The following is a 25,031-nucleotide window of genomic DNA, read 5'->3' as shown; positions in this document are numbered from 1 at the left end:
CTCCCTTGGATCACAGCCGCATTCAGCTGCCGGTTGCCTTCTGGTACGCCGCGACATCGGCGTCCAGCTCGGTCAGCACCTTGTTCCAGTCGACCGGGACCACCTCGACACCCGTCAGCGCGGCCGCTGGACCACCATCGGCCGGGGCCGGCACATCGGTGCGGGGCGACACGGCGAAGGCCTCGGGGCCCAGCTTCGCCTGCGCGGCCGGGGCCATCAGAAAGCTCATCAGCTTGGTGGCGTCGTCCTTGTGCGGCGCGCCCTTGGCCAGACCCATCATGTACGGGACAGCCACGGTGGAGCGCTTGCCGTCGGCGGCCGGGAAGAAGACGTTGAACTTGGAGCCCTTCTCCTGCACCGTGGTCAGGTTCATCTGCACGTCACCGTTGGCGATGAGCAGCTCGCCTTTGTCGACCTTGGCCTGCAGCTTGCCGGTCGAGGACGACGGGCCCACATTGTTGGCCTGCAGCGCGGCCAGGTAGTCGAGGGCGCCCTGCTTGCCGCGCAACTGCTGCAGCAGCACCAGCACCGCGGTACCGTCACCGGCCTGGCCGGGGGTGGAGTACTGCAGCTTGCCCTTGTACTCCGGCTTCAGCAGGTCCTCCCAGGTGAGTGCCGAGGCGTCGACCGTGGGGTTGGCGATGAAGCACAGGAAGTTGTTGGCCAGGGTCACATAGTTGCCATCGGGATCCTTGGCCGCGGCCGGAACAGCGGCGGTGTCGATGCCGCTGGGCTGCAACAGACCCGACTGCTCGGCCTTCTGGATGAACGGCGGCAAGGTGACCACGATGTCGGCCTGCGGGTTGGACTGCTCCTTGTCGACCCGGTTCACGACCTCGCCGGAACCCGCTTCCACCAGGTTGACCGCGATACCGGTCTCGGCGGTGAAGGCGTCGAACTGGGACTTGTACCAGCCACCGACACCGTCGGCGGAGTACACGGTGACGGTCTTGCCGTCCGCGGATTCGGTACCGGTGCCACCGCAGGCGCCGGTGAACGCGACGGCGGTGACGCCGGCCAGCAGCAGCGCGGCCTTGGACAGCCGACGCGCGGTGAGGGAAGTACGCACGATTACAGCAACTTTCGTTCAGATGTCGGGGGAATCGCAGGGACGGGTGGATCGGAGGGAGACGCCGCGGTGAGTACCGCGACGGCACATTTCAGTGGGCGAAGACCAGCGCCGGGAACTCGGCGACCGAAGCCACGACATGGGTGGCACCGGCGGCGCGCAGCTGATCGGCGCTGTGCGCGCCGGTGAGGGCGCCCGCGACGATGCCCGCACCGGCAGCGAGACCGGTGGCGATATCGCTGGTGGTGTCACCGAGTACGGCGATCCGGTCGACGGCGTCGACGCCCAGGCGCAGCGCGGCGGCCAGCACCATGTCGGGGTAGGGGCGGCCGCGACCGGCATCGGACGGCGCGAGGGTGAGGTCGACCAGATCGGCCCACCCCAGCGCGGCGAGGAGCTTGTCCTGGGTACCCCGGCTGAATCCGGTGGTGAGCGCGACCCGGACACCGGCGTCACGCAGCGCGGTGATCGCTTCCACCGCACCAGGGATCGGCGCGATCTCGACCTCGTCGACCAGGGCGTCGTAGGCGGTTTCGAAGGCTCGGTTGGCTTTCTGGGCGGCAGCCTCGTCGCCGTCGAGCAGCGCGCGGAACACCTCGATCTTGGACTGACCCATGGTGTCGACGACGTAGCGGCGAGCCTGTTCACGGCGCGGGCCCTCGGTCTCGATCCCGGCGGCGGTGGCGGCGCTCTCGAAGGCGCGCAGTACGAGTCCGCCGTCGGCGACGGTGGTTCCTGCCATGTCGAGGGCGGCGAGCTGAATCTTGTTGTTCGACATAGATATTCCTCACAGTCCGATCTGGCCGGCGGTTTGTTCGCCGATGGCGGGGCCCAGCGTCATACCGCGACCGCCGGGGCCGGTGACGACCCACACGTTGGTATCGGCCTGTACCCGGGTGACGACCGCGTCGGGGTCGACACTCTGGCTGTAGACACCCGCCCAGCGCCGCACGATCGGCGGCAACTTGCGGCCGAGCAGTTCCTCGGTCACCTCGGTGAGGTGGTCGTAGGGCGCTTCGTCGACGTCGAAGGCGAACGGTTCGACGTATTCGTGGGTGTCACCGATCGTCAGGCCACCGTGCAGGCGCTGCACGCACAGCAGCTGCATCTTGTGCTCGGCGGCGGTGGCGGTCTGAGACTGCTCGGCGGCCAGCGAATCCACCTGTGGGCCAGCGAAACCCGGGTAATAGCGGAAGCTGTCGCCGTCGGCGATCGCGGTGGTGAGCGGTTCGCCCAGCGGGGCGGTCTGCATCATCTGCAGCCGCACACGACGCACCGGCAGTTCGCCCGCCAGCTCGCGGGTGAGCCCGGAGTGGGCAGCGCCGGGGCAGTGGATCACGAGATCGGCCTCGTGGCGGCGACCGTGATCGTCGACGACGACCGCGCCGGAGCCGGTGTCGAGCACCGAGCGGGCCTCGGTGCCCTCGTGGAAGGTGTAGCGGCCGGTCGCGGCCATGTGGGCGCGCAGCGCGGGCAGCGCCTGGCGCGACTCCACCGCGGCATCGGTCGAACAGTGCAGGCCCGCAAGATATTTACCGCGCACAGCCGGGTTGATCGCGCGCACCCGGTCGGGGTCGAGGAGGGTGAATCCACGGGCATCCGCGGTGGCACCGGCTGCCGCGGCCTCGGCGACGGCGAGTTCGGCGGGAGTGCGCACGAGCGTGATCGAACCCGCGGGCCGGAAGCCGACGCCGGCGACCCGGCCGCCGATCTCCTCCCACAGCTCGCGCGAACGCAGTGTCAGCTCGAGCTCGTTCGCCGACCGGCCCGATACCCAGACCAAACCGAAGTTGCGGACCGTCGCGCCGCGGGCTTCGCGTTCGCGTTCGAGGTGCACGACCTCGTGTCCACGAGCTATCGCCGCCCAGGCGTGTGCGGTGCCGAGGATCCCTCCACCGATGATGACCAATCGCATGCCACCGATAGTGGCAAATGGTCTAGACCGATAGGTGTGGGCCGCGAGAACGGCAAGTTAATTTTTGGTATAGACCAATCCGGGTAGGCTTGACGGCATGGATTCGCCGCAGCCGACCCGAGTTCCGAAGGTGTTCCTGGTTCGCACCGAGATCGATCTACTCCTGGCCGATCTCACCGAGGGCGACCCCGTGCCCTCCGAACGCGACCTCGCCACCCGCTTCGGCGTCGCCCGCGAAACCGTGCGGCAGGCACTGCGAGAACTGCTGGTGGAGGGCAGGATTCGACGACAGGGCCGCGGAACAGTGATCTCCCGGCCCAAGCTCACGCAGCCGCTGTCGCTGCGCTCCTATACCGAGGGCGCGATCAGCCTCGGCCGCACCCCCGGCCGCATTCTGGTCGCGTGGGAAGACGTCGCCGCCGACGCGGCGACGGCCGCCGACCTCGAGGTGGAACTGGGCACCGAGGTGATGCACCTGGAGCGGGTACTGCTCGCCGACGGTGAACGCGTCGGACTGGAGAGCACCTACCTACCGCTGCACCGCTTCGCCGCCCTGCGCGGCACCTATGACCCCACCACGTCGCTGTACGCCGCGATCCGCGCCACCGGCGTCGAACTCGCCGGTGCGCGCGAACGCATCGAAACCGTACTCGCCGCCCCGCGAGAGGCGGGTCTACTCGACTGCACCACCGCACTACCGATGTTGCTACTGCACCGGCGCAGTGTCGACGCCGACGGCGCACCCATCGAACGGGTGCGCTCGCTCTACCGTGGCGACCGCATCGCCTTCGAGGCGAGGCTGTCACCGGAGCCGGCGTAACCCCTACTGCTCGGGCAGCCTTCGCCGTCCGCCTGTCACATCGGTGACCAGATCTGTGTAACCATCCACAAGCTCGGCCAGGTGGTACCAGTGCTTGTGCGTGTTGTCGCTTCGCGCGCCGCCGACGTCGATGGCCTGGTTGGCATCCACCCAGCTACGCGCCATCCGGTCGACGACCGCACCGAGACTTTCGGTGTGCAGCGAGGCGCCGTTGCGGTGCAACGGGATCTCCTGGACACACCAGTCGTTGATGTCGTCGACGAGTTCACTTCGACGGCAATCGATCTCGGCGATCAATGCCGTGTCACGCACCTGCCCCCGCCGTTCGTGCAGTTCAGCGAGCGCATGCGCTGAACGCAACAATTCGCGATCTTGAAATCGCCGCCCCTGAAATGCACACAACAATTGTGGAGCGGTCGGCAGTATCCCCATCACCGGCGCGCTCATCGCACGGCCCCGAATTCACCCGACACCCAAGATTTGTCTACCAACATGATTGGCTCTCGATTCGGTTGTCCCGGTCATCTGTTCGGATTGTTCGCAACCAGGCTAACTGGATCATGCTCGCTCAGAAGACGAAACGCAAGATTGCGTTATCACTCCTGCAGTAAAGCCGCCCTGACAGAACCTGTGGTCACATCCGCAGCGCCGCACGGCCTTCCGGCGCGCCTCGCGGACTCGCCGAACACCATGACAACCCCGACGTCGCTGTCTTCGCCGAACGCGTGACATGGGGGCCACACAGCGCAATAATGCGATTCATGGCAGGCAAGCGCACGACCCTGACCGTCCGGCTTCGCCGGCTCGCAGCAATGTTGCGCGAGTTGCGTGAAAGCGCCCAGCTGAGCAAGGAAGACGTCAGCGCGCGAACCGGAATCAACGTCACCACGCTGTACCGGATCGAAATGGCACAGGCGCGTCCACAACGTCGCACTCTCGGCGCCATGCTCGACCTGTATCAGGTCGACGACAAAATGCGCGAAGAGGCACTCAGTCTGCTGACCGACGCGCTGAAACCCGGCATGTCGCGCCCTTACGAAGGCGCGGTGTCGGAGGTGTATGCGAATTACATCAACTTCGAGGCGGAAGCGTTGTCGGCCAGGCAATACCAGACCTCGACGGTGCCCGGCCTGCTGCAGACCTTCGAGTACGCCGCCGCCGTCATCGACACCTCGATGCCACGTCTGGACGCCTCGGTGATGGAGAGCAGGGCGCAGGCGCGCATGGATCGCGCCATCAACCTGACCAAGGACGACCCACTGGAATTGTGGGTGGTGATGGACGAGGCCGCGATCCGCAGGGTGGTCGGCGGGCCCGCGACGATGGCAGGTCAGCTCGACCGGCTGCTCGACGAGACCAAGCGCAAGAACGTGATCCTGCAGGTACTTCCGTTCGACGCGGGCGCGCACCCCGGCATGGCGGGCTCGTTCACGCTGCTCGACTTCAAGAACCCGGTCGACCCGGAACTGGTGTACGTGGAGAGCATGTCGGTGCACGATCTGGTCGAGGGGCACTCCGAGATCCGCCGGTTCGGCGTGATCTTCGATCAGCTGCGAGCGATGGCGTTGAGCCCTCGTGACTCGGCGAAGCTGATCACCGAAGCACGGGCCGCGATCACACAGTCGGCGACCGCTCAGTAGCGGCTGGTTCTCGCCAGGATCTGGGCGATCTCCGGAAGAAGCTCGGGTGCGGCGAGTTCGTCAGGGGTCGCGTCGAGAACGAAGCCGGTGATCGCACCCTCGACGTAGGGGCGCCAATTGCGCACCGTGGCACCAGGATCGAGGCGATCGGTGCCGTCGGGCGCGCGGCCCGCCACGCACACGGTGAGGTCACCGGGGAGCCACGAGGGTCGGTGGCCGGTCACCATGCCCGCAGCCGCGGTGCTCACCTCCGCGATACGGTCGAGATCGCCGCCGGTGAGGTCGATCGTTCCCGCCAGTGCGGCGTTGATCGCCGCGGCGGTTGCCTCGGTCGAGGTGTTCGCCTCGAAGGCCGGGGTGTCGATGTCGAGCCGTGCGGCGAATCGGTCGGCGGACAGCGGCGCGGGCGTGGGGGCCGCGGGGTCGGTGGCAAGCAGGACGACACGGACGCGTTCGCCTGCCGCGCGGAGTCGCACAGCGACTTCGTGAGCGACGAAACCGCCTGCTGACCAACCGAGGAGCTGGTACGGGCCGTGCGGGGCGACGCGGCGGATCTCGGCGAGGTAGCTGGCGGCGTATTCGCGAATCGTGCGCGGTTCGGCGCTCGCCTGCAGACCGTAGATCGGGACGCGGGGGTCGAGGTGAGCGACGAGGTCCACATAGTTCCAGGCCAGGACCGCTTCGCCGGCCAGGCAGAACAGGGGCGCGCCGTCGACGTAGGCGGTGCGTGGGCGGATCGGCAGCACGATGGCCGTCGCCGCGGACTCGGCGCGCTCGTCGACGGCGGATTCCGCCGGACAGGAATCGGGCCGGTCGGCCGTCCACCGGCAGGTGGACGGCATGCCGACCGGCTCATCGCGAGTACTCACAACAAATGATACTTCGCACGAAACCTCTAGCGGCCCAATACTTTCGGGGGCCTGCGCAGCCGACCGTACCCGCATCCGAACCTCCTCGACCGACCCCGGCAACAGGGTGTGAGTTCCACTGTCGCGCAGGAAGGCCCGGCCCCCAACCAACCCCTGGGCCCGGTCACGCCCACCCAGGTGGCGACGAAACCACCCCAGGGTGTCGGGCAGGCCCGCACCGTTCGCCTGGGTGCCACCACGAGGTAGGCAGGCCGCGTATCGGTATGAGTCCGCGGGGGGGGATCAGTAGCCGTTCGAAGGCAGGCTGCGTGCACCGGACCACAGGTCCTCGATCAGACGCTCATAGCTGTCGGCGAGGTCGTGGAGGCGGACCCACTCGTCGTAGAAGACCGATTCGGGGGCACCGGCCAAGGCGGCGAAGGCCTGGGAACAGTGTTTGGCGAGGCGGTCGACCAGGTCTCCGAGGGTTTCGCAGTGTTCGTCGGCCGCGGCGGGCGGCACGGGAGCGGCGAGGATGACCCAGCGATCGATAGCGCGCATCAACTGGGCGCGGCGGCGATCGATGCGCTCGGACTCGCTCAGCGAGGTTCGCTCGCGCAACTGGTGCAGCTGCGCCAGCTCACCGGCGGCGGCGAGGATGGGGTGGTCATCGTGCGGCAAACCGCGGAAGGCCGCCAAGAGCACATCCCGGCCGGGCAGCATCGCCTCTCGTGCCGAAAGGCGCATATCACCGCTCCCCCGCCGAGCCGCCGACGTCAACGCGTGACACCTTCATCTGGCACACCTCCGGCTCGGGCACGACACCCCGGTGGGGGTGTCATCGCATGCGGACCGAACGGCCCGAGCAGACGCGGATCGCGCCCACCCGGCAACCATTCCGCCACCAACTGTCCCTCACAACGCCCTCGGCGGGAGTAGTTTCCCACCGGACATTCAGATTGTCCGCCCCTCCGCCTCTCCGTGAATTCAGGCCAGGCCTGGGAGCGTGGTCGGCTGGGCAGGCGGCCGACGGACGTGTGTTCGGTCCGGTTCGCCCGTGCCCGGTGAGTCACCCATGTGCTTCCTACTGCACGCGCAGGCTTCCGAAAAGGCCGTCCTTCTCGTCTTCGGGGCCGGCGGTGAAGTACAGGGCGTTCGCGTCGCCGAGGCTTTCGCCGTTGCCGAACATCAGCGCCCACAGGCCGGCGATCTCGACCGGCTTCGCCTCACCGTCGCGCAGATAGTCGACGAAGGTGCCGGTGGTGTCGTCGTAGGCGAGGACGCGGCCGAGGCCACCGAAGTTGCCGATCAGCAACTTGCCCGAGAGCGCGCCGAAGTTCGACGGCGCGATCGCCACGCCCCACGGCGCGTTGAGCCTGCCGCCGTCGTCGATGATGCGCACCAGCTTGCCCGCGCCGTCGAACTCGGCGACCTTGCCCTTGTCGGGCTTGCCGTTGGAGTCCTTGTCCTGATCGGCGTCGAGCGAGGATTCTTCGGCCTTGTCGAAGGCTTTCGGATCGTCCTCGTCGGGCTGAGTCACGGCGTAGGACACGAACACTCGGCTACCGAGGGTGGTGATGTTGAACGGCGCCGGGTCGCCGGGCACTGCCTTCTTGCCCTTCTCCGGCGAGGAGGCATCGATCACCTCGCCGGTGGCGAACGGATTGGCGAAACCGGTGGTCGTGACCGGCTGCCAGTTCTTGTCGAAGGTGCGCACCTGCGGGTCGGTGCCGAAATCGGCGGCCAGCAGCTTGTCACCCGAGGGCGCCAGCGCGATACCGAAGAAGGCCATACCCTGCGCCGAACCGTCGAATACCTGGTTCGCGCCGCCGTCTCGTTGCACGATGGCGCCGTCGGGGGCCTGCTCGGTCCAGGCCGAGATCTTGCCCGAATCGGTGGCGAAGATGAAGCGCGAGGAACCGCCGAGCGGAACCGGCATACCGTCCACATCGACCCACTGGTCGCGCACCACGAACAGATCCGAGGTGATCGGCGCCGGATTGAACACGACACCCGTCGCCTTGCCGATGCTCTTGTCTGAGGTGTCGGCATCGGCGCCGGGGATGCCGACGAGCTTGAGCTGGTCCTGGGTCAGCTTCTGCAGCTTGGGATCCGAGGACGACTGCACATCACCGAGGAACTGGAACGACTTGCCGCCCGCGCCGACCCAGAAATGCCCGCCCGCGCCCTGCGGCCGATCGGCCAGGCCCCAGGCGTTCACCATGCCGGGCAGCGTGAACTGGGCGTGATAGGAGTCCTTGTCGGCGGCCAGGTTGGTCTGGCTGTAGCGGTTGCCGTCCAGCGCGGCCACGTCGTCGGTCGGCTCGGTGCTCGAGCACGCCGCGGCGAGCAACACAGCCGCGCCGAGCACCGCACCGCGCACCAGCCCGGACCGCACCCCGCGGGCGCCCCTCACATGTCCGTTCACGTTCTCTTCCTTTCGACCCTCCGCCGGACGGCGTTCAGGCGAGGCTGACCTTATCGCGGCTGATGCGGTGGCGTGCCGTGACCGTCGCAGGAACCACAGGGCTACGCTGTCGGCCGTGGTCGAACCTTCCCCCAACATCGCCCCGCATCCCGACATCGCCGCCCTGGCACCACTACTCGGCACCTGGCGCGGCCGGGGCAGGGGCGAGTACCCGACCATCGAATCCTTCGACTACGTCGAGGAGATCACCTTCGGGCACCTGGGCAGACCGTTCCTCACCTACAAGCAGCGGACCAAGGCCGGCTCCGACGGCAGGCCGCTGCACGCGGAGACCGGATACCTGCGCAGCCCGGCGCCGGGCCGGGTCGAGCTCGTACTCGCCCATCCGACCGGAATCACCGAGATCTGTGAAGGCACGATCACCGAAACGGTTGACGGAATTCGTCTGGAATTGAACTCCACGAATATCGGCCTGAGCGAATCGGCAAAGCCGGTTACCGCGGTCGGACGCTCATTCCATGTCACCGGCGACACGATCGAGTACACGTTGCGGATGGCAGCGGTCGGCGAATCTTTGCAGCATCACCTAGCGGCAACTCTGCAACGCGGCTGAGTCACGTGTAATTCGGTAACTTACCCGAACATGCCCCTTGATCAGCGCATTTGCGCGACCGAAACCGGTAGTTCATCTTTTCATCACAGGCCGGTAGCGGTTGTGTTCGAACACGCCCGCACATAGGGCAACAATTGTGTGTCGCTTGCTGCCGTCGCCTGTTGCCGAAGTAGCCGCCGTTCTACGGTAATGCATCAGCTAATCCTCAGACAATCGAACTACTGCCCCGCGAACACGTCGAAACCCTGAATGAGGGAGACGAACTATGAGGCGTTCCACTCTGATCTTGACCACTGCGGGGATGATCCTCGGCGGCGCGGCCGCCATCGATATCCTCGACGGCGCGGCCATGGGGGCCGCACCCGAGCCCGTTGTCAGCTACAACGTGCTGCACGACACCGCGTCATCCCATACCGAGAGCACCTCGCTCGCGGTGGTTCGGGGTCTGCTGGCGACCGGGAATCAGTAGCCGGCGGGCAGCGCGGCGAACATATCCCGGGTGACGGCGACCGCGTTGTCGGAGCTACCACCCTTGACGAGCAGTGTCGCGAACGCGATATCCCCGCGATAGCCGATGAACCACGAGTGCGATCCACCGTCGACTTCGGCCTCGCCGGTCTTGCCGTAGACCTCGCCCTGATCTCTGATGCGTTCGGCCGTGCCACCGGTGACCACCATGCGCATCATCGAACGCAGCCCCTCGACCACCTCCGGCGCGATCGCGGGCCGATCGCCGGTGATCTCGGTCGGTCTGCCCGCGATCAGATACGGCACCGGCGCGGCGCCGTTGGCGACGGTCGCGGCCATCACCGCCATTCCGAACGGGCTCACCACCACTCGGCCCTGGCCGATCCCGTCTTCAGCGCGCTGGACCAGGCCCTCGGCTTTCGGCACCGAACCGGACATGGTGGGTAGACCTTCGACCTTGTAGTCCTGGCCGACACCGAGGCGCGCCGCGGCCTCGGTGAGCGCGTCGGGTGCGAGCCTGCTGGCCAGCCTGGCGAAGGTGGTGTTGCACGAGCGTTCGTAGGCGGTGGCCATCGGCACGTCACCGACGGAGAACATGTTGTAGTTGGGGATGGTGCGTTCGCCGATGATGGTGCTGCTCGGACAGGCCAGCACGGTCTCGGGCGTGGCCAGACCGGCGGCCATCGCCGCCGACGCCGTGACCGTCTTGAAGATCGAGCCCGGCGGGTACTGACCACTGGTGGCCACCGGACCGTCACGGTCGGCGAACTTGTTCTGGGCCACCGCGAGAATCGCACCGGTCGACGGGCGGAGCACCACCATCATCGCCTGCTCGGTGCGCAGGTCGACCGCGTGCTGGGCGGAATTCTGCACGAACCGATCGATGCTCAGTGCGAACGACGGTGCCGGTTCGGCCGCTACCTCGTGCAGCACAGCGAGATCGGCACCGTCGGCATTGCGGGTGACCACGCTCCAGCCCGCCTTCCCGTCGACCTCGGCGATCACCGTTTTGCGGACCTGGGTGAGCAGGTCGGGCGCGAATTTGCGGTCGGTGGGCACCATGTCCCACTCCTGGGTCAGGGTGACGCCGGGCAGGCCGATCAGTTCGCCACCGATCGTCTCGGCCTCGTATTCGTTGAGCAGGATCACGGTGTGCGCGCCGTCGGTCTTGCGCGCCGCGGCGAGGATGGTCTGCGGGGTGTAGGCGACGGGGTCGATGCGGCTCAGCGCCGCGGCGAGCGCACCGGCGACGCGACTCGGGTCGGGGGCATCGGCCACGGTGAACTTCACGCGCGAGACCTTGCCGGGGACCAGCACGTCGCTGCCCGCCGCCTCATTGACCCTGGCGCGCGGCGCGGGGCGGGTGCGCAATTCCATGCTCTGGGTGTCACCGAGTTTGGGGTGAATGTCAGCGGAGCTCCACCGGACCAGCCATTGCCCGTCGCTGCGGCCCATCTGCAATTCCCCGGAGTAGGTCCACTGGCGCCCTTTGGGCAGGGTCCACTCGTAGGTGTAGTCGACCGTCGCGGTATCACCGTTGACGCGCGCGTCGCCGGTGCGGATCGACAACTTCTCTGCCTGCAGCGCCTGCCACGTCGAAGTCAGTGCCGCCGTTGCCCTCTCGGGCGCGGTGGTGAGCGCCGCCGCCGCGGAGAGATCGTGTTCGGCGAACGCCGCGGCGAAGGCATCGGCGGCGGGCACCGGCCCCTGGGCGCCGGAAGAACAGGCGGTCGCCGCAACGGCGAGGGCGGCCACCGCACAAGTGGTGAGCATCCGTGTCCTCATCGGCACCGATGGTAGCGGCGAACAGGCCGCTGACCTCGGCGCAACACGGTGTCGCCCTTCTCGTTTGCGGCCGCCTCGATCTGGACTGACCGAAAGGGTGCGACGAAGGAGTGCCCAGCGGCACCAGCCGCCGAGGACTCAGTCCACCAATACGGTCGCGAAGGTGGCGATCTGGCGGAAACCCACTCGGCTGTAGGCGCGGCGGGCGATCCGGTTGTAGTCGTTGACGTAGAGGCTCGCCGTACGGCCTGTTGCCACAACAGCATTGGCGACGGACGCGGTGCCCGCGGTGCCGACACCCCCACCCCGGAATTCGGGATGTACCCACACGCCCTGGATCTGGCCGGTGCGTCGTGACAGCGCACCGATCTCGGCCTTGTAGATGACCACACCGTCTTCGAAACGTGCCCAGGCCCTACCGGATTCGATGAGACTCTTGATCCGCCGCCGATAGCCGCGACCGCCGTCGCCTGCGCGCGGGTCGATGCCGACCTCTTCGATGAACATGGCGATCGCGGCGGTCAGGTAGCGGTCGATCTCGTCGGGTCGCACGCGGCGCACTCCCCCGTCGGCGCGCGCGGCGGCCGGGCGGGCGAGCGCCAGCAGAGGTTGATCGGCACGTAACTCCCTGGCGGGGCCCCAGGACGGGAGCAGCATTTCCCACAGCGGGAGGGCGAGCTCCTGCCTGCCGACCACCGAGGAACACACCCGAGGCCAGCGGCCCGCCCGATCGGCGAACGCGCGCAGGGCCTGCTGGTCACCGCGCAGCGGAACCAGGTTCGCGCCGGAGAAACACAGGGAGTCGGCCGGCCCGCCGCGGCTCCACAGTTCACCGACGCCGGTACGGGAGTCGAGCCCGAATTCCTGCACGCGGGCGGCGATCATGCACGAAGCCACCGGGTCGGTATCGAGGACGCGCAGCACCTCGCCCAGATCTCGCACGGCCACCGGGCGCGCGGGAGTGGTTTTGGACCGTCGCGTCGGCTCCAGCAGACTCCGCACGGCACCAGCCTGCCACGAAAGCACGCCGAACGGTACGGGTCCGCCGAATCCGACGTGTGACCGTGAGGGGAGTGGGATTCAGCTCACGGTCACAACGGGCTCGGCGCCCGGCTGCTGGTCCATCTCCTCGGCGATGCGCATCGCCTCTTCGATCAGGGTCTCGACGATCAAGTGCTCGGGCACGGTCTTGATGACCTCACCCTTGACGAAGATCTGGCCCTTGCCATTGCCGGAGGCGACACCGAGGTCGGCCTCGCGGGCCTCGCCCGGTCCGTTCACGACACAGCCCATCACCGCGACGCGCAGCGGCACTTCCAGGCCGTCCAGACCGGCGGCGACAGCGTCGGCCAGGGTGTACACGTCCACCTGGGCCCGTCCACACGACGGGCAGGACACGATCTCGAGCTTGCGCGGGCGCAGGTTCAGCGACTGCAGGATCTGGCTGCCGACCTTGATCTCCTCGGCGGGCGGCGCCGAGAGCGAGACCCGGATCGTGTCGCCGATGCCCTCGCTGAGCAGCGCGCCGAAGGCTACCGCTGACTTGATCGTGCCCTGGAACGCCGGGCCCGCCTCGGTGACGCCGAGGTGCAGCGGGTAGTCACTCTGCGCGGCGAGCTGGCGGTAGGCCTCGACCATGATCACCGGGTCGTTGTGCTTGACCGAGATCTTGATGTCGCCGAAGCCGTGCTCCTCGAACAGGCTCGCCTCCCACAGCGCCGACTCGACCAGGGCCTCCGGCGTGGCCTTGCCGTACTTCTCCAGCATCCGCTTGTCCAGCGAACCCGCGTTGACGCCGATGCGGATCGGGATACCCGCGGCGCCCGCGGCCTTGGCGACGTCGCCGACGCGGCCGTCGAATTCCTTGATGTTGCCCGGGTTGACGCGCACCGCGGCGCAGCCCGCGTCGATCGCGGCGAAGATGTAGCGCGGCTGGAAGTGGATGTCGGCGATCACCGGGATCTGCGACTTCTTCGCGATCGTGGCCAGTGCGTCGGCGTCTTCCTGGCGCGGACAGGCCACCCGCACGATGTCGCAGCCCGAGGCGGTGAGCTCGGCGATCTGCTGCAGCGTGGCGTTGATGTCGTGGGTCTTGGTAGTGGTCATCGACTGCACCGAGATCGGCGAATCGCTACCGACGCCGACATTGCCGACCATCAGCTGGCGGGTCTTGCGCCGGGGTGCGAGAACAGCAGCGGGGGCGACGGGCATCCCCAATCCGATGGTGCTGGTCACGGTCGGCTGCCTTCTTTCGTACGTTTGCCGGTTTCGTGCGCGGAACTCGAGAGGTTCCGCGCTTTGTACCAAAAAGTTCCGTGCGTGCAACTCGGTATCGAGCTTAGTCGCGCAGGGTGACCCGCCGCCCTGTGAGGGTCACGACAGTGAATACAACGCAGTTTTCGGCCGCCCCGGATCCGAGGGGCGAGACGGAACGCCGAAGGCGCAGTATCGCCCCTCGGATTCGGGGTTACGAGGCCGAAAACCCGCGGCGCCAGCCGCCAAGAACACCGAAAACCCGCGGCGCCAGCCGCGAATATTACCGCAAGCTGATCGGGTTGACGATGTCGGCGGCCAGGGTGAGCAGCATGAACGCACCACCGATCACTACTGCCACATACGTCAGCGGCAGTAGCTTGAGGTAGTCGACCGGGCCGGCAGGGGCCTTGCCGAACCAGCCTCGGATCGTGTTGCGGACCTTCTCGTAGAGCACCACTGCGATGTGACCGCCGTCGAGCGGCAGCAACGGCAGCAGGTTGAACGCGCCGAGGAAGAAGTTCAGGCTGGCCAGGATCAGGATGAACATGCCCCACAGGCCACGCTCGGCGGTCTCGCCACCGAGGCGGCTGGCGCCGTAGACGCTGACCGGGGTCTCCGGGTCGCGCTCACCGCCGGTGACCGCTTCCCACAGTGCCGACACCTTCTGTGGCATCTTCGCCAGCGACTTCACCGTTTCGACGAAGAAGTCACCGGTGAACGAGATGGTGGCCGGGATCGCGGCGATCGGGCCGTACTGCTTCGGCTCGGCGAAATCGGGGCCGACGCCGACCGCGCTCACCTCACGACTCGGACCTTCCTTGGGCGAACGCATGACCCGCTCCGGGGTGACCGGGACCGTCACTGTGTTGCCGTCGCGTTCGATCGTGTAGGTGAAAGTGCCGGTCTGCTTCTGGGTTTCGGCCTGGAACTGCGCCCAGGTACTCACCTCGACGCCGTTCACGGCCTTCACCACGTCGCCACGCTGCAATCCGGCGCGCTGGGCGGGTCCATTGCCGACGCAGGGCGCGAGGGTCTTCTCCGGGGTCTCCTGCGCGACGCAGCTCATGGTGCCGAGCGCGGTAGCCGGGGGCTGCTCGAGCTGCGGCAGACCCCAGCCGATCGCCAGGACCACCAACAGGATGAACCCGAGCAGGAAGTTCATGCCGATGCCGCCGAACATCACGACCAGACGCTTCCAGGTCGACTGGCGATACATCGCCCGGTCGACTTCCTCCGGCTCGAGCTCGTCGAGGGCCGTCATGCCCGCGATATCGCAGAAGCCGCCGAGTGGCAGCGCCTTGAGTCCGTATTCGGTCTCACCGCGGCGGAACGAGAACACCTTCGGTCCGAAGCCGATGAAGTAGCGGCGCACCTTCATGCCGGTGGCCTGCGCGGTCCACATGTGCCCGCACTCGTGCAGCGCGATCGAAATCGTGATACCGAGGGCGAACAGTGCGAACCCCAGCGCGAAAACCATGTGGCCCTTTCTTTGGCGGCTGGCGCCGCGTGTTTTCGGCCTCGTAACCCCGAATCCGAGGGGCGATACTGCGCCTTCGGCGTTCCGTCTCGCCCCTCGGATTCGGGGCGGCCGAAAACGTGGTGGTGTCGTTGTGGTCGTTCAGGTCAGGTCGTAGTTTCGCCGTCGATGGTCTTCGCGGCGTACTCCCTTGCCCAGCGGTCGGCCGCGAGGACGTCGTCCAGGGTATCGGGTTCGGCGTGCCAGCGGTCGGCGGCCTCTACCGCGCGTGTGACGGTGCGCACGATGGTGGGGAAGGTGATCTTGCCGTCGAGGAAGGCTTGGACGGCGACCTCGTTGGCGGCGTTGTAGACCGCGGTGACGCTGCCGCCCGCTTCGCCTGCCTGTCGGGCCAGGCGCACGGCGGGGAAGACCTCGTCGTCGACCGGCTCGAAGGTCCAGGTGGCAGCGGTGCCGAAATCGCAGGCCGCAGCGGCGCCGGGGATGCGGTCGGGCCAGCCCAGTGCGAGGGCGATGGGGAGTTTCATGTCAGGCGGGCTGGCCTGTGCCAGGGTCGAGCCATCGGTGAAGGTGACCATCGAGTGCACGATCGACTGGGGGTGCACGGTGACGTCGATGCGGTCGTAGGGCACGCCGAACAGCAGGTGGGTCTCGATCACCTCCAGGCCCTTGTTGACCAGCGAGGCCGAGTTCAGGGTGTTCATCGGGCCCATCGACCAGGTCGGGTGGGTCTTCGCCTCGGCGGGGTTCACGGATTCGAGCATCTCGGTGGTCCAGCCACGGAACGGTCCGCCCGATGCGGTGAGAACGAGGCGGTCGACCTCCTCGGCGCGACCACCGCGCAGGCACTGGGCCAGCGCCGAGTGCTCGGAGTCGACGGGCACGATCTGGCCGGGTGCGGCCGCGCGCGTCACCAAGGAGCCGCCCGCCACCAGCGATTCCTTGTTCGCCAGCGCGAGGCGGGTGCCGGCGTGCAGGGTGGCCAGTGTCGGTTCCAGTCCCAGCGAACCGACCAGGGCATTGAGCACGACATCGGCGTCGGTGCGGCGGACCAGTTCGGTCACGGCATCCGGGCCGCCGAGTTCGAGATCGAGCGCTTGGGCGGCGGCGGGATCGGCGACGGCGACATTGCGGGTGCCGGTGGCCGCCATCTGCTCGGCGAGCAGGGCGGGATTGCCGCCGCGCGCCGCCAGACCGACCACCTCGAAGCGGTCGGGATTGGCGGCGATCACCTCGAGCGCCTGAGTACCGATCGAACCGGTACTGCCGAGAAGCAGCACCTTCACCCGATCGGTGGACGGGGAACTGTCGTGCGCGGCACGCGTTGCGGGGTGGGACACGGGCCCATTGTGGCAGGGCTGCTGGCTACGACGGACGGTCGTATGCCACGATATGCTCACTCGCCCAACCAGAACTCGAGCCCTAAGGAGCGATCGTGGCAGCCACGGACCTCGATAAAGCCAGCACCGAGCGTGCCGTCGCCACCAGCGTCGACCCCGCCGAGGTGCCCTCGGCAGCATGGGGCTGGAGCGGTGAGTCGCGCAAGACCTTCCGTATCGCCGGTTGGTTCGTCGTCATCGCCCTGCTCGCGATGACCATCGGCAACCACCAGGGTCACGTCGAGGACATCTTCCTCGTCGGTCTGGCCGGCCTGATGGCGCTCATGATGGTCGTCGACTCGCTCACCCGGCGGATGCCGAGGTAACTCTCCAGCTCGAAACGTCCACGCCTGCGGCAGCGATCACCTTGCGCCGCAGGCGTTTTCGCGTGTCAGCGGCCGCGTCGAGCCGGTTTGCGGCCACGCGCGACCGGCTTCTTCGGCGTCTTCTTCGCTGCGGGTTTCTTCGCCGCGGGTTTGCGAGCCAGGGCCGCGGCGCGCTGTTCGGGTTCCGCCACGCCGCCGCGCGAGCTGTTGGCCGAACGACCGCGCACGATGCCGACGAACTCCTCGAGCAGATCACTGTCGGTCCCGGCGGGCCAGGCCAGTGCGATCTCGGTGAACTCGGTATCGCTGACCGGGCGGTAGACCAGGTCGCGGCGGTGATACAGGCGCGCGATCGACTGCGGCATGATCGCCGCGCCACCGACCGCGGCGACGAGGGCGAGAATATCGACGGCCTGATCGAGATCGGCGCTGTCCTGGATCGTCTCGTCGACCAGATCCGCGGGGCTGATCGACTCGAGCAGCGACAGCGCGTCGTCCTTCTGCACGACCGCGACCGGCGTCTCCTGCCACAGTGAGATCGCGTTCGTCGCGGTCCGGTCGATGGGCAGCCGGACGAAGCACAGGTCGATGCGGCCCGCACGCAACGCCGACTCCTGCTCACCCTGCGCCACGCCGACCACCTCGAGTGGATGGTCCGGTAGCCGCTCGCCCCAGATCCGCGCCCACTTCGACACCGTCACCCCCGGTACGAACCCCACCCGCAGGCTCGCGGGCGCGTCGGGCTTCTGCTCCCGTTCGGCCTGCTCCCGCACTCGGATCAGGTCCCTGGCCCGTACGAGCAGGGCGTTACCGTCGTCGGAGAGCTGGGTGGGTGCGGCGCCGGGCACGAAGACCCGGGTGCCGAGCTCTTCCTCCAACTCGATCACGGTGGCGCTCAGTGCCTGCCGCGGGATCCGCAGGGCTTTGGCGGCGCGCGCGAAGTGCAACTCCTCGGCGACGGCGACGAAACGACGCAACCGGTCGAGGTCGATGGAGTCGGCGGCGGTGACGTCGAAGTCGCTCATTCTGACCAGAATATGGCACCCGCCGATCAGGTCGGCGGCCGATCAGAGGTTTGCCAGCAGCGCGATCACTCCGGCGATCACGATGACCACGACCAGCAGGATCGCATAGGTGCCGAGCGCCGATCCCCAGCCACCTCGTTGCGGCGGCGGATTCGGTATCCGGGCCGGTTGCTGCTGCCAGTACTGCGGCGTGGGTGCGTACTGCGGCTGTGGCGCCAACGGGGGCATCGGAGCGGGGTTGTACGGCGGCATGGGAGTGCTCACCGGGCGCATGGGCTGCATGCCGACGAACGGCTGAGCGTGCGCACCCGAGGTGGGGCGGGCGAGCGGGCGGGCACCGGTGGTTCCGGTGCGCACTGCGCGCTGAGCGGCGTCGACGAACTCCTCGCACGAGCTGAACCTGTCGGCGGGTCGCTTGGCCAGCGCGCGAGCCATCACGGCGTCGAGCACCTGCGGCAGACCCGCGCGACGCGGGCTCACCGGGGGTGGTGGTGCTTGCAGGTGGCCGGTGATCACCGCGGCCGGACTGGTCGATTCGTAGGGCGCGCTGCCGGTCAGCAACGTGTACAGCGTGCACGCGAGGGAGTACTGGTCGGCACGGTGATCCAGTGCGGCGCCGGTGAGCTGCTCGGGCGCGGCGTAGGCCAGGGTGGCGGTGAACGACCCGGTCTCGGTCAGGTGACCCGAGTCGTCACGCAGACGGGCGATCCCGAAGTCGGTGAGATACACCCGCTCCTGGCTGCTGGAACGCGCCAGCAGGATGTTGGCGGGCTTGACGTCGCGGTGCAGTACACCCGCGCGATGCGCGTAGTCGAGCGCGGCGGCGGTCTCACCGATGATCTGCAGTGCCCGGTCCGGCGGCAGGGTGTGCGGATCCAGCGAGGAGGCGTCGATTCCGTCGATGTACTGCATGCTGATCCACAGCTGATCGCCCTCGACCCCGCGATCGAACACGGTCACGATATTGGGGTGATCGAGCTGGGCGACCAGATCGGCTTCCCGCTCGAACCTGGCCCGGATCTCGGAGTCGGAGAACAGCTCCCGGTTCAGCAGCTTCAGCGCCGTCCACCTCGGCAGGCGCGGATGCCTGGCCAGATACACCGACCCCATCCCGCCTTGACCCAGCTGCCGGTCGATCGCGTAGCCGGCGAACACCGTCCCGTCAGAAACCACTCTGACCCCCGAATCTCGCTCTTCGTCCGACGGCTGGACCCTACCAAACAGGGTGGACCACGGAGTCGAGTCGATGCCTCGGCAGACTCACCACGGTGCCGCTGACACGTGTCTCGCGCCACCCACCTCACTCCTCGATGCGCACACCCATCGACCGCGCGGTACCTGCGACGATGCGCATCGCCGCCTCCACATCAGCGGTATTGAGGTCGGGCATCTTGCGGATCGCTATGCGGCGCAATTGGTCCCGGCTGATCGCGCCGACCGGCTGGTGGCCGGGTTGCGGGGAGCCCGCTCGGCCGAGGGCCTTACGGATCAACGACGCCGTCGGCGGGGTTTTGAGCCGTATCGTCCAGCGCTTGCGGGCGTCGATCGTGATGACGGCGGGAATGATCTCGCCGCGTTGATCTGCCGTCGCGGCGTCGTAGCGCCGTTTGACCTCGAAGGGTGGGACGCCGGTCGGACCGAGCATCTTGCCGAGGATCATCAGCGAGGCGTTTCCGGCTTCGAGCTCGAGAGTGACTGTGACAGAGGCTGTTTCGCGCGCCATAGTCAACGATCTCGGACGCACACGTCGATCCGGTCCCGCGACGATAACGCCTGGGCCGCAACCCGCTCGAGCGGTTCGGTTCGCCTGATCCCGGTTGGCCTGTCAGTCTGTGGGCGTGAAACGGGACGTTTCCGCTCGCCTGGAGGTCGCGGTCCATGCCGATTCGGTGCTGCAGTGTCAGATCGCTGTCGCCCGTCGGCCCGGAATCGACCTGATCGAGTCCATGACGTGCTCACTCGACGGCGAGTTCCTCACGCCGCGCGAAGTGGTCGGCCAGCACGGTTCCCGGATCCACGTGCTCGATGTGCGCGCGGGCACCCTCCGGATCGACTATCAGGCGACCGTCCTCGGCACGGCCTTCCTCGAGCCGCCCTCCGACTACGACCTCGCGCTGTATCGGCGACCGAGCCGCTACGCGGAGTCGGACAAGCTGCTCGGCTTCGCGGCGGCCGAATTCGGTTATGGCATAGCCGATCCCGAGGTCGCCAACCGTGTCTCGGCGTGGATCGGCCGACGGATCACCTACGTCTCTGGCAGCAGCACGCCCATCGACGGCGCGGTGGAAACGCTGCTATCGGGCACCGGCGTCTGCCGCGACTTCTCACACCTGATGGTCGCGCTGCTACGCGCCGTCGGCGTCCCCGCCCGGGTCGCCGCGGTCTACGCGCCGGGCTGCGTGCCGATGGACTTCCACGCCGTCTGCGAGGCCTACATCGACGGCAAGTGGCGCACTTACGACCCGACGGGCCTCGCGCCGCGCTCGAGCCTGGTGCGCATCGCCACCGGCCGCGACGCCTCCGATATCGCCTTCCTGGACAACCACGGCGGCGACATCACCCTGAACTTCATGTCGGTCAACGCCTTCGTCGCAGGCCCACTCCCCTACGACGACTTCATCGCACCGATCAGCATCGTCTGACGGACGCGCAGGCGTACGTCAGCCCACGCGCATGAAGTTGGCCTAGCCCTCGGCGGCGAGCTGACCGCAGGCCGCCGCGATCTCCTGACCACGGGTGTCACGCACCGTGCACGACACACCCTGGGCGATCACCCGGCGGACAAACTCTTTCTCGACCGGTTTGGGGCTGGCATCCCATTCGCTACCCGGTGTCGGGTTGAGCGGGATCAGGTTCACGTGCACGAGCGGGCCGAGCGCCTTGTGCAGCTTCTTGCCGAGCAGGTCCGCCCGCCACGGCTGATCGTTGATATCGCGGATCAACGCGTATTCGATCGACACGCGGCGCCCGGACTTGTCGGCGTAATACCGTGCGGCGTCGAGCACTTCGGCGATCGACCAGCGATTGTTCACCGGAACCAGGGTGTCGCGCAGTTCGTCGTCGGGAGTGTGCAGCGACACCGCAAGACGCACCGACATGTCCTCGTCGGCCAGCTTACGGATCGCGGGCGCGAGGCCGACGGTCGACACCGTCACCGACCGCTGCGAGATGCCGAGCCCGTCGGGAGCGGGCGAGGTGATCCGGCGAACCGCGTTCACCACCCGCTTGTAGTTGGCCAGCGGCTCGCCCATGCCCCCTGTTTACAAACGCGCTGACCAGCCGCATCCCTGCTCAACAGCCTTCGCGCACGGAAGGCTTATGCGAACGGCCGACTGACAGGACGAGGAGCAGGCAATGCCAGACAGGAAGTACAGCAAGCCTGTCGTGATCCCGGAGAATCTGCGGTTCCTCAAGGGCCCTACCAGCGGGATCGTGCACCTTCCCAGTCATCTCGATTGGTCGGGTAACGCCGACTACGACCTGGACCGGTCGGGTCGAATCGTCGATCTCTACCGCGCGGTTATCAACGAGGCCATGAGTCCGAGCGATCTTCATACCTACCTCAATCAAGCGGTGCTCAAACAACTTTGGTCGTACATCTGGCTGCCCGCGGCAACCAGGCGCGTCTGGGAAGTCAGCTTCCCTGAACTTGCTGAACTCAGCCGCCTGGCGTCGGCGTAGACGCGTGGAACCGCGCCACCGTCGACTCACGGAAATTGCTCCGTCGCGGGTGATCACGGATTCGCGTTGGCCGGCGGGTACGCGATCCGAGCCCATGGCATGGGCAACCGGCCGAGCGGCGACGTCGACACCGCCAACCTCACCGACAGATCCTCATCCGCGAGCTCGCGGATAGCCGACGCTAGACCAACCGTCGAGACGGTAACTGACCGCTGCGAGATCCCGAACCCGTCCAGCGACGGTGAGGTGATGCGCCTAACATTTGATATCAAACGCCTATAATTATCTAGCGGTTCGCCCATCTCCCCTGATTTACAAACGTTCCGACCAGCGCTGACGGCAGGCAAATCACGTCGAGAGTTAGTCGGCGCTCGGTTGGCCTTGCATCCCCGCCAGCAGTTGGGCCAGGTCGCGGTCCCGATTGAAGCCTCGCTCAGTGATCAATCGAATCGCCTCAGCAGCGTCTGCAATGTCGTCCGCGGTTGCGACCGCGGCCAAGCTCCTGAGGTCCGCACTGTCCTGTGGACGGCTCTCGTCATCGCGAGCTAGCAGCTTCAACGCGATCAGATGCCCAGTGCGAGCGATGGGCACGACCAAACCGGGAAATATCTCGAGCGGCTCTGCCGCCCGAACAATCTCCGGCTCGATACCCGAACTGGCAAAAAGCAGGTCAACGACCACGGGAACCCCGTCGATGCGCCGCTTGAGCCGGACAGTCGCCAACCGGCCGTTGTCGTGCTCGACCGAAGCGAACAACTGGTATCCGGCCGCTATCAACGACTGCACCAGGCCTTCAGCTTGGGCGTCATCAGCCACCGCAGCAGCGATGTCGATATCGGCCGTGAATCTTGGATTCGATCGGGCCGACACCGCGAACCCGCCAACGATCGACCACCGAAATCCGCGCTGATCAAGATCGGAAGCAGCCTTGCGGAGTGCGGCCTCCAGCGGATTCATGCGAACCTGGCCGACGGTCGACCTCGCCCTCCGCCAAGCGGCTCGAACGGTCGCGACAGCAACCACTCGTCTATCGCTGAATCGATGACCGACTCATTCGCGTCCGGCCGCTCGCGACGAAGTCGAGCGCGCTGCATGCCCAAGCCGAACTCGAACATATCGATCGCAAGCCGAAGCCGATCCGCAGGTGAGTCGTCGTCCATGTACAGAGCCTACCGTCGGGGTCGGCCGCCACACCGACCATCCGCACGCAGTAGCCACGCACCCGGCGCCCTCGTCAGGAACGACTTGGCCACCCATTTGGCGTTGAGGGCCTTGGCACTTCATATTCAGATCGCCCACAGCCGCAATCCACTTCTAGTAGTTTTGCCACCGGTTCTGTCCCGGTGACACCAAGGGACGGGAGGATGGTGAGCCAAGCACTCTGCCGCAGTGATGACGCGATCCACCAGGCAGTAAGGAAGGAACCGATGTCCGACGTCAGTTTTTCTGTGGCGGTTCGCGCCTTTTGCCCGGTCGAACGCGGTGGGAGCGGAGCCGACCCGGGTCCGCTGGTGTCGATCACCGCTACCGTCGCGGTTACAGGCACCGGGACTGTCCATATGCATGATTGCCGAAGCCTGGGGAAGGCCAAGCCACGCAACTACACGTTCGCGGAACTCACAGCTGCTGGCGTGCAGCGGGCCTGCAAGACCTGCCGGGTCGACGAGCGGGTCCCGCTGACAAAGGAACAGTCTGCCTATGCGACCACCGCTACGGAAGAATGGCGAAGGACTGAGAGCATCCGACAAGAAGCCGAACAGCTGCGGAAGCGACGAACTGAACTGAAGAGTCGGATCAAGAGGGCCGACGATCAACTCGACTCACTGACGCGCAGTTGGGGTCGTGAGCGGTTGCCGCAGGGCTCATGGCCACCCGCTTCGACAGCGACAACGGCGACCGGCCCATGTAACGAACTCCTGCGCGATACCGAGCCCATTGCATTCTGTGAGGCTGTCGCGGTCGCCGCTTACGACGCTGACGCGGGCACACTCATCCTTCGGTGCCCTGTTGACAGCGACCACGACCCCTTCATGCTTCGCGAGCAGGCTAGGAACTTGGTTGCCCATGGCCATCCCCACCGCGCCGCCCGCGGGTTCGATCTCTGGCTGTCTTGGCAAGCCGATCGGTCGGCCGCCTTCGCGGCATTGGAAGCGATCGAGCGCCAGTATGCCGACGTTCTTCCGCTCCACCCGATCCCGAACTGCGCAGTCTGCGGGGATCCACTCCAGATGCATCGCACTCGTGAAGAGGAGATCTGGTTCTGCCCCGGAGTCGAGGGCCAGCGGCGGCACCTGGTTCGACGAGACAAACGCGACGATCCGACGTCGGCCTCGCACGCGGTCGAGTATTTGGTGGGACATTTCCTTCAGTCTCTCCGCCGCCCGGCCTACGGCCAGCTTTGGCCATTTGCGCTGAGTCCGACGAGCCAGCTCGGAGATGAGTCCCTCAACCCTGACCCCGAGCTACTTGAACGGAATCATGAACGACTGCTCACGACCATCGCAGTGGTCGACGGTGCTGGTCTCGCCGCCGACGATGCCGATCTGGAGGATATGAGGCGGCAATGCCAGCAGCTACTGGAAGCTGTTGAGACGCTTCAGGTAGACGGCTCCGCCTACGGTGTACTAGAACCGGCGGTTGCTGTCGGTGCCACCCCTTCCAAGATCCAGCAATGGCTGCTCATCGAAACCCTCACACTGGGTGCCGAAGGGCCGCCAAAGGTGACGTTTACCCTTGATCGGCCAGATGTCAGGGAGCGATTGGAGATTGCTGGCCTGCGTCACGCCATCTCAGCAGCTCGCGAATGGGCTGACCAACGAGAGCAGGAGCTCCACGCGAGGGAGAAGCATCAGCCGTAGAGCGGATCCGTGCCCAGTTACACTCCGCCCGAAGCATTCATGATGCCGGTCCGGCCCGATAGACCCTGAGGCCGCCGCCCCTTTCGACGACTCGGCCCCACCAACAAACCCCGCAACCCTGGCAATTCACCACCGCCCCAAGCGAATCCCAATGGCGTGCATAACTCGCAGGCCAGACCCGACTCGAAGTGACTGCCGCTCAAGCACTCCGCCTCGTTCGCGACGCCGAAGAGCAGAAGTATTCGGCTAACTGGGGTCCCGACACCTGGCTCCCGATACCGGCGTTCCTTGACCTACTGGCTGGCGCCCCCGGTCTGCGGTCGCGAAGCCATTCGGGGGTCCGGCCTGCTAGTGCCTCGTCCAGGAAGGTTGCCTCGGTAACTGGTCGAGTTGATCGCGCGCCCGCGACCGGTGATGCTCCCCGGTGGAGGTGGTGCCGGTGG

25 protein-coding genes and 2 pseudogenes are annotated in these 25,031 nt (G+C 66.9%); 8 read left to right on the top strand and 19 right to left on the bottom strand.

Annotation, left to right across the window (positions count from 1 at the left end; all coding sequences use genetic code 11):
- Positions 1-22: 22 nt before the first annotated feature.
- The 3 genes from ACFWO8_RS05575 to ACFWO8_RS05565 all read right to left on the bottom strand — a co-directional run bounded on the left by ACFWO8_RS05575 (position 23) and on the right by ACFWO8_RS05565 (position 2,984).
- Positions 23-1,069 carry a 2-aminoethylphosphonate ABC transporter substrate-binding protein gene (locus ACFWO8_RS05575; protein WP_378944001.1) on the bottom strand — a complete coding sequence of 349 codons (1,047 nt, stop codon included), beginning with the start codon at positions 1,067-1,069 and terminating at the stop codon, positions 23-25.
- A 91-nt stretch (positions 1,070-1,160) separates the two neighbouring features.
- Positions 1,161-1,847: a phosphonatase-like hydrolase gene (locus tag ACFWO8_RS05570; protein ID WP_378943996.1), complete on the bottom strand. Its 687-nt coding sequence runs from the start codon at positions 1,845-1,847 to the stop codon at positions 1,161-1,163.
- A 9-nt stretch (positions 1,848-1,856) separates the two neighbouring features.
- Positions 1,857-2,984, bottom strand: a complete 1,128-nt coding sequence (locus ACFWO8_RS05565) for a TIGR03364 family FAD-dependent oxidoreductase (RefSeq protein WP_378943992.1) — start codon at positions 2,982-2,984, stop codon at positions 1,857-1,859.
- Positions 2,985-3,081: 97 nt separating this feature from the next.
- Between ACFWO8_RS05565 and ACFWO8_RS05560 the strand changes: the two genes are divergently transcribed.
- The gene (locus tag ACFWO8_RS05560; RefSeq protein WP_378943988.1) at positions 3,082-3,804 is read left to right on the top strand and encodes a GntR family transcriptional regulator; all 723 of its coding nucleotides are present in this window, start codon (positions 3,082-3,084) and stop codon (positions 3,802-3,804) included.
- A 3-nt stretch (positions 3,805-3,807) separates the two neighbouring features.
- Here ACFWO8_RS05560 and ACFWO8_RS05555 read toward each other — a convergent pair whose 3' ends face one another.
- Entirely contained in the window at positions 3,808-4,167 is a 360-nt protein-coding gene (locus ACFWO8_RS05555) for a DUF4254 domain-containing protein (protein ID WP_378946113.1), read from the bottom strand.
- A 398-nt stretch (positions 4,168-4,565) separates the two neighbouring features.
- Between ACFWO8_RS05555 and ACFWO8_RS05550 the strand changes: the two genes are divergently transcribed.
- On the top strand, positions 4,566-5,444 hold the full coding sequence (locus tag ACFWO8_RS05550) for a helix-turn-helix domain-containing protein (protein ID WP_378943983.1): 879 nt from the start codon (positions 4,566-4,568) through the stop codon (positions 5,442-5,444).
- Here the strand turns inward: ACFWO8_RS05550 and ACFWO8_RS05545 are convergent.
- The 3 genes from ACFWO8_RS05545 to ACFWO8_RS05535 form a co-directional block, all read right to left on the bottom strand.
- Complete coding sequence (locus tag ACFWO8_RS05545; protein ID WP_378943980.1) at positions 5,438-6,313, bottom strand: thioesterase domain-containing protein; 876 nt, start codon at positions 6,311-6,313, stop codon at positions 5,438-5,440. The two genes, ACFWO8_RS05550 and ACFWO8_RS05545, sit on opposite strands and share 7 nt — an antisense overlap.
- A 282-nt stretch (positions 6,314-6,595) precedes the next feature.
- The gene (locus ACFWO8_RS05540) at positions 6,596-7,039 is read right to left on the bottom strand and encodes a hypothetical protein (protein WP_378943977.1); all 444 of its coding nucleotides are present in this window, start codon (positions 7,037-7,039) and stop codon (positions 6,596-6,598) included.
- A gap of 337 nt (positions 7,040-7,376) precedes the next feature.
- On the bottom strand, positions 7,377-8,720 hold the full coding sequence (locus ACFWO8_RS05535; RefSeq protein ID WP_378943974.1) for a TIGR03118 family protein: 1,344 nt from the start codon (positions 8,718-8,720) through the stop codon (positions 7,377-7,379).
- Positions 8,721-8,835: 115 nt separating this feature from the next.
- On the opposite strand from ACFWO8_RS05535, the gene ACFWO8_RS05530 reads away from it, so the two are divergent.
- Positions 8,836-9,333, top strand: a complete 498-nt coding sequence (locus ACFWO8_RS05530; protein ID WP_301902106.1) for a peroxynitrite isomerase — start codon at positions 8,836-8,838, stop codon at positions 9,331-9,333.
- 265 nt (positions 9,334-9,598) lie between these two features.
- Positions 9,599-9,802: a hypothetical protein gene (locus ACFWO8_RS05525; RefSeq protein WP_378912378.1), complete on the top strand. Its 204-nt coding sequence runs from the start codon at positions 9,599-9,601 to the stop codon at positions 9,800-9,802.
- Here ACFWO8_RS05525 and ACFWO8_RS05520 read toward each other — a convergent pair.
- The 5 genes from ACFWO8_RS05520 to dxr all read right to left on the bottom strand — a co-directional run bounded on the left by ACFWO8_RS05520 (position 9,796) and on the right by dxr (position 16,659).
- Positions 9,796-11,586 (bottom strand): penicillin-binding transpeptidase domain-containing protein, encoded by a 1,791-nt coding sequence (locus ACFWO8_RS05520; protein WP_378943969.1) that lies wholly within the window; start codon positions 11,584-11,586, stop codon positions 9,796-9,798. The genes ACFWO8_RS05525 and ACFWO8_RS05520 overlap by 7 nt on opposite strands.
- A 138-nt stretch (positions 11,587-11,724) precedes the next feature.
- Positions 11,725-12,579, bottom strand: a complete 855-nt coding sequence (locus ACFWO8_RS05515) for a GNAT family N-acetyltransferase (protein ID WP_378946109.1) — start codon at positions 12,577-12,579, stop codon at positions 11,725-11,727.
- A gap of 87 nt (positions 12,580-12,666) precedes the next feature.
- Positions 12,667-13,821, bottom strand: a complete 1,155-nt coding sequence (gene ispG / locus ACFWO8_RS05510) for a flavodoxin-dependent (E)-4-hydroxy-3-methylbut-2-enyl-diphosphate synthase (protein WP_378943966.1) — start codon at positions 13,819-13,821, stop codon at positions 12,667-12,669.
- 301 nt (positions 13,822-14,122) lie between these two features.
- A complete protein-coding gene (locus ACFWO8_RS05505) occupies positions 14,123-15,319 on the bottom strand; it encodes a M50 family metallopeptidase (RefSeq protein ID WP_378943962.1) in 1,197 nt (398 codons plus the stop codon).
- A 146-nt stretch (positions 15,320-15,465) separates the two neighbouring features.
- Positions 15,466-16,659 (bottom strand): 1-deoxy-D-xylulose-5-phosphate reductoisomerase, encoded by a 1,194-nt coding sequence (gene dxr / locus ACFWO8_RS05500; RefSeq protein ID WP_378943959.1) that lies wholly within the window; start codon positions 16,657-16,659, stop codon positions 15,466-15,468.
- A gap of 95 nt (positions 16,660-16,754) precedes the next feature.
- Between dxr and ACFWO8_RS05495 the strand changes: the two genes are divergently transcribed.
- Positions 16,755-17,024 (top strand): DUF2631 domain-containing protein, encoded by a 270-nt coding sequence (locus ACFWO8_RS05495; RefSeq protein WP_378943956.1) that lies wholly within the window; start codon positions 16,755-16,757, stop codon positions 17,022-17,024.
- Between the two features lie 65 nt (positions 17,025-17,089).
- On the opposite strand, the gene ACFWO8_RS05490 is transcribed toward ACFWO8_RS05495, so the two are convergent.
- The 3 genes from ACFWO8_RS05490 to ACFWO8_RS05480 form a co-directional block, all read right to left on the bottom strand.
- On the bottom strand, positions 17,090-18,049 hold the full coding sequence (locus ACFWO8_RS05490) for a LysR family transcriptional regulator (RefSeq protein ID WP_378943953.1): 960 nt from the start codon (positions 18,047-18,049) through the stop codon (positions 17,090-17,092).
- 42 nt (positions 18,050-18,091) lie between these two features.
- Positions 18,092-19,222, bottom strand: coding sequence for a protein kinase (locus ACFWO8_RS05485; RefSeq protein ID WP_378943950.1), 1,131 nt, complete (start codon positions 19,220-19,222; stop codon positions 18,092-18,094).
- A 127-nt stretch (positions 19,223-19,349) separates the two neighbouring features.
- Positions 19,350-19,772 (bottom strand): uL11 family ribosomal protein, encoded by a 423-nt coding sequence (locus ACFWO8_RS05480; protein ID WP_378943945.1) that lies wholly within the window; start codon positions 19,770-19,772, stop codon positions 19,350-19,352.
- Positions 19,773-19,887: 115 nt separating this feature from the next.
- On the opposite strand from ACFWO8_RS05480, the gene ACFWO8_RS05475 reads away from it, so the two are divergent.
- Positions 19,888-20,691 (top strand): transglutaminase family protein, encoded by an 804-nt coding sequence (locus tag ACFWO8_RS05475; protein ID WP_378943940.1) that lies wholly within the window; start codon positions 19,888-19,890, stop codon positions 20,689-20,691.
- Positions 20,692-20,733: 42 nt separating this feature from the next.
- Here the strand turns inward: ACFWO8_RS05475 and ACFWO8_RS05470 are convergent.
- Positions 20,734-21,303: pseudogene (locus ACFWO8_RS05470) on the bottom strand (radical SAM protein); the annotation flags it as partial.
- Between the two features lie 100 nt (positions 21,304-21,403).
- On the opposite strand from ACFWO8_RS05470, the gene ACFWO8_RS05465 reads away from it, so the two are divergent.
- Entirely contained in the window at positions 21,404-21,730 is a 327-nt protein-coding gene (locus ACFWO8_RS05465) for a hypothetical protein (RefSeq protein WP_378943937.1), read from the top strand.
- Positions 21,731-21,855: 125 nt separating this feature from the next.
- Here ACFWO8_RS05465 and ACFWO8_RS05460 read toward each other — a convergent pair.
- From ACFWO8_RS05460 to ACFWO8_RS05450, 3 genes and pseudogenes are all read right to left on the bottom strand, one after another.
- Positions 21,856-22,032, bottom strand: a pseudogene (locus ACFWO8_RS05460) (23S rRNA (adenine(2503)-C(2))-methyltransferase RlmN); the annotation flags it as partial.
- Between the two features lie 58 nt (positions 22,033-22,090).
- Complete coding sequence (locus ACFWO8_RS05455) at positions 22,091-22,687, bottom strand: nucleotidyl transferase AbiEii/AbiGii toxin family protein (protein WP_378943934.1); 597 nt, start codon at positions 22,685-22,687, stop codon at positions 22,091-22,093.
- Entirely contained in the window at positions 22,684-22,890 is a 207-nt protein-coding gene (locus tag ACFWO8_RS05450) for a hypothetical protein (protein ID WP_378943929.1), read from the bottom strand. The genes ACFWO8_RS05455 and ACFWO8_RS05450 overlap by 4 nt, the downstream gene beginning before the upstream one ends.
- A gap of 267 nt (positions 22,891-23,157) precedes the next feature.
- Between ACFWO8_RS05450 and ACFWO8_RS05445 the strand changes: the two genes are divergently transcribed.
- Positions 23,158-24,588, top strand: a complete 1,431-nt coding sequence (locus tag ACFWO8_RS05445; RefSeq protein ID WP_378943926.1) for a hypothetical protein — start codon at positions 23,158-23,160, stop codon at positions 24,586-24,588.
- Positions 24,589-25,031: the final 443 nt, after the last annotated feature.

Origin of the sequence: Nocardia sp. NPDC058480, from assembly GCF_042720495.1 — a bacterium.
Taxonomy (GTDB): Bacteria; Actinomycetota; Actinomycetes; order Mycobacteriales; family Mycobacteriaceae; genus Nocardia.
This window is presented reverse-complemented; position numbering and strand designations above follow the sequence as displayed.

What these genes read in the sequence shown, in the direction of transcription:
- ACFWO8_RS05450 (WP_378943929.1), bottom strand. Translation starts at nt 22,890, where the DNA reads ATGGACGACGACTCACCTGCGGATCGGCTTCGGCTTGCGATCGATATG.
- ACFWO8_RS05520 (WP_378943969.1), bottom strand. Translation starts at nt 11,586, where the DNA reads ATGAGGACACGGATGCTCACCACTTGTGCGGTGGCCGCCCTCGCCGTT.
- ACFWO8_RS05525 (WP_378912378.1), top strand. Translation starts at nt 9,599, where the DNA reads ATGAGGCGTTCCACTCTGATCTTGACCACTGCGGGGATGATCCTCGGC.
- ACFWO8_RS05560 (WP_378943988.1), top strand. Translation starts at nt 3,082, where the DNA reads ATGGATTCGCCGCAGCCGACCCGAGTTCCGAAGGTGTTCCTGGTTCGC.
- ACFWO8_RS05550 (WP_378943983.1), top strand. Translation starts at nt 4,566, where the DNA reads ATGGCAGGCAAGCGCACGACCCTGACCGTCCGGCTTCGCCGGCTCGCA.
- ACFWO8_RS05565 (WP_378943992.1), bottom strand. Translation starts at nt 2,984, where the DNA reads ATGCGATTGGTCATCATCGGTGGAGGGATCCTCGGCACCGCACACGCC.
- ACFWO8_RS05490 (WP_378943953.1), bottom strand. Translation starts at nt 18,049, where the DNA reads ATGAGCGACTTCGACGTCACCGCCGCCGACTCCATCGACCTCGACCGG.
- ACFWO8_RS05445 (WP_378943926.1), top strand. Translation starts at nt 23,158, where the DNA reads ATGTCCGACGTCAGTTTTTCTGTGGCGGTTCGCGCCTTTTGCCCGGTC.
- ACFWO8_RS05465 (WP_378943937.1), top strand. Translation starts at nt 21,404, where the DNA reads ATGCCAGACAGGAAGTACAGCAAGCCTGTCGTGATCCCGGAGAATCTG.
- ACFWO8_RS05455 (WP_378943934.1), bottom strand. Translation starts at nt 22,687, where the DNA reads ATGAATCCGCTGGAGGCCGCACTCCGCAAGGCTGCTTCCGATCTTGAT.
- ACFWO8_RS05480 (WP_378943945.1), bottom strand. Translation starts at nt 19,772, where the DNA reads ATGGCGCGCGAAACAGCCTCTGTCACAGTCACTCTCGAGCTCGAAGCC.
- ACFWO8_RS05505 (WP_378943962.1), bottom strand. Translation starts at nt 15,319, where the DNA reads ATGGTTTTCGCGCTGGGGTTCGCACTGTTCGCCCTCGGTATCACGATT.
- ACFWO8_RS05570 (WP_378943996.1), bottom strand. Translation starts at nt 1,847, where the DNA reads ATGTCGAACAACAAGATTCAGCTCGCCGCCCTCGACATGGCAGGAACC.
- ACFWO8_RS05540 (WP_378943977.1), bottom strand. Translation starts at nt 7,039, where the DNA reads ATGCGCCTTTCGGCACGAGAGGCGATGCTGCCCGGCCGGGATGTGCTC.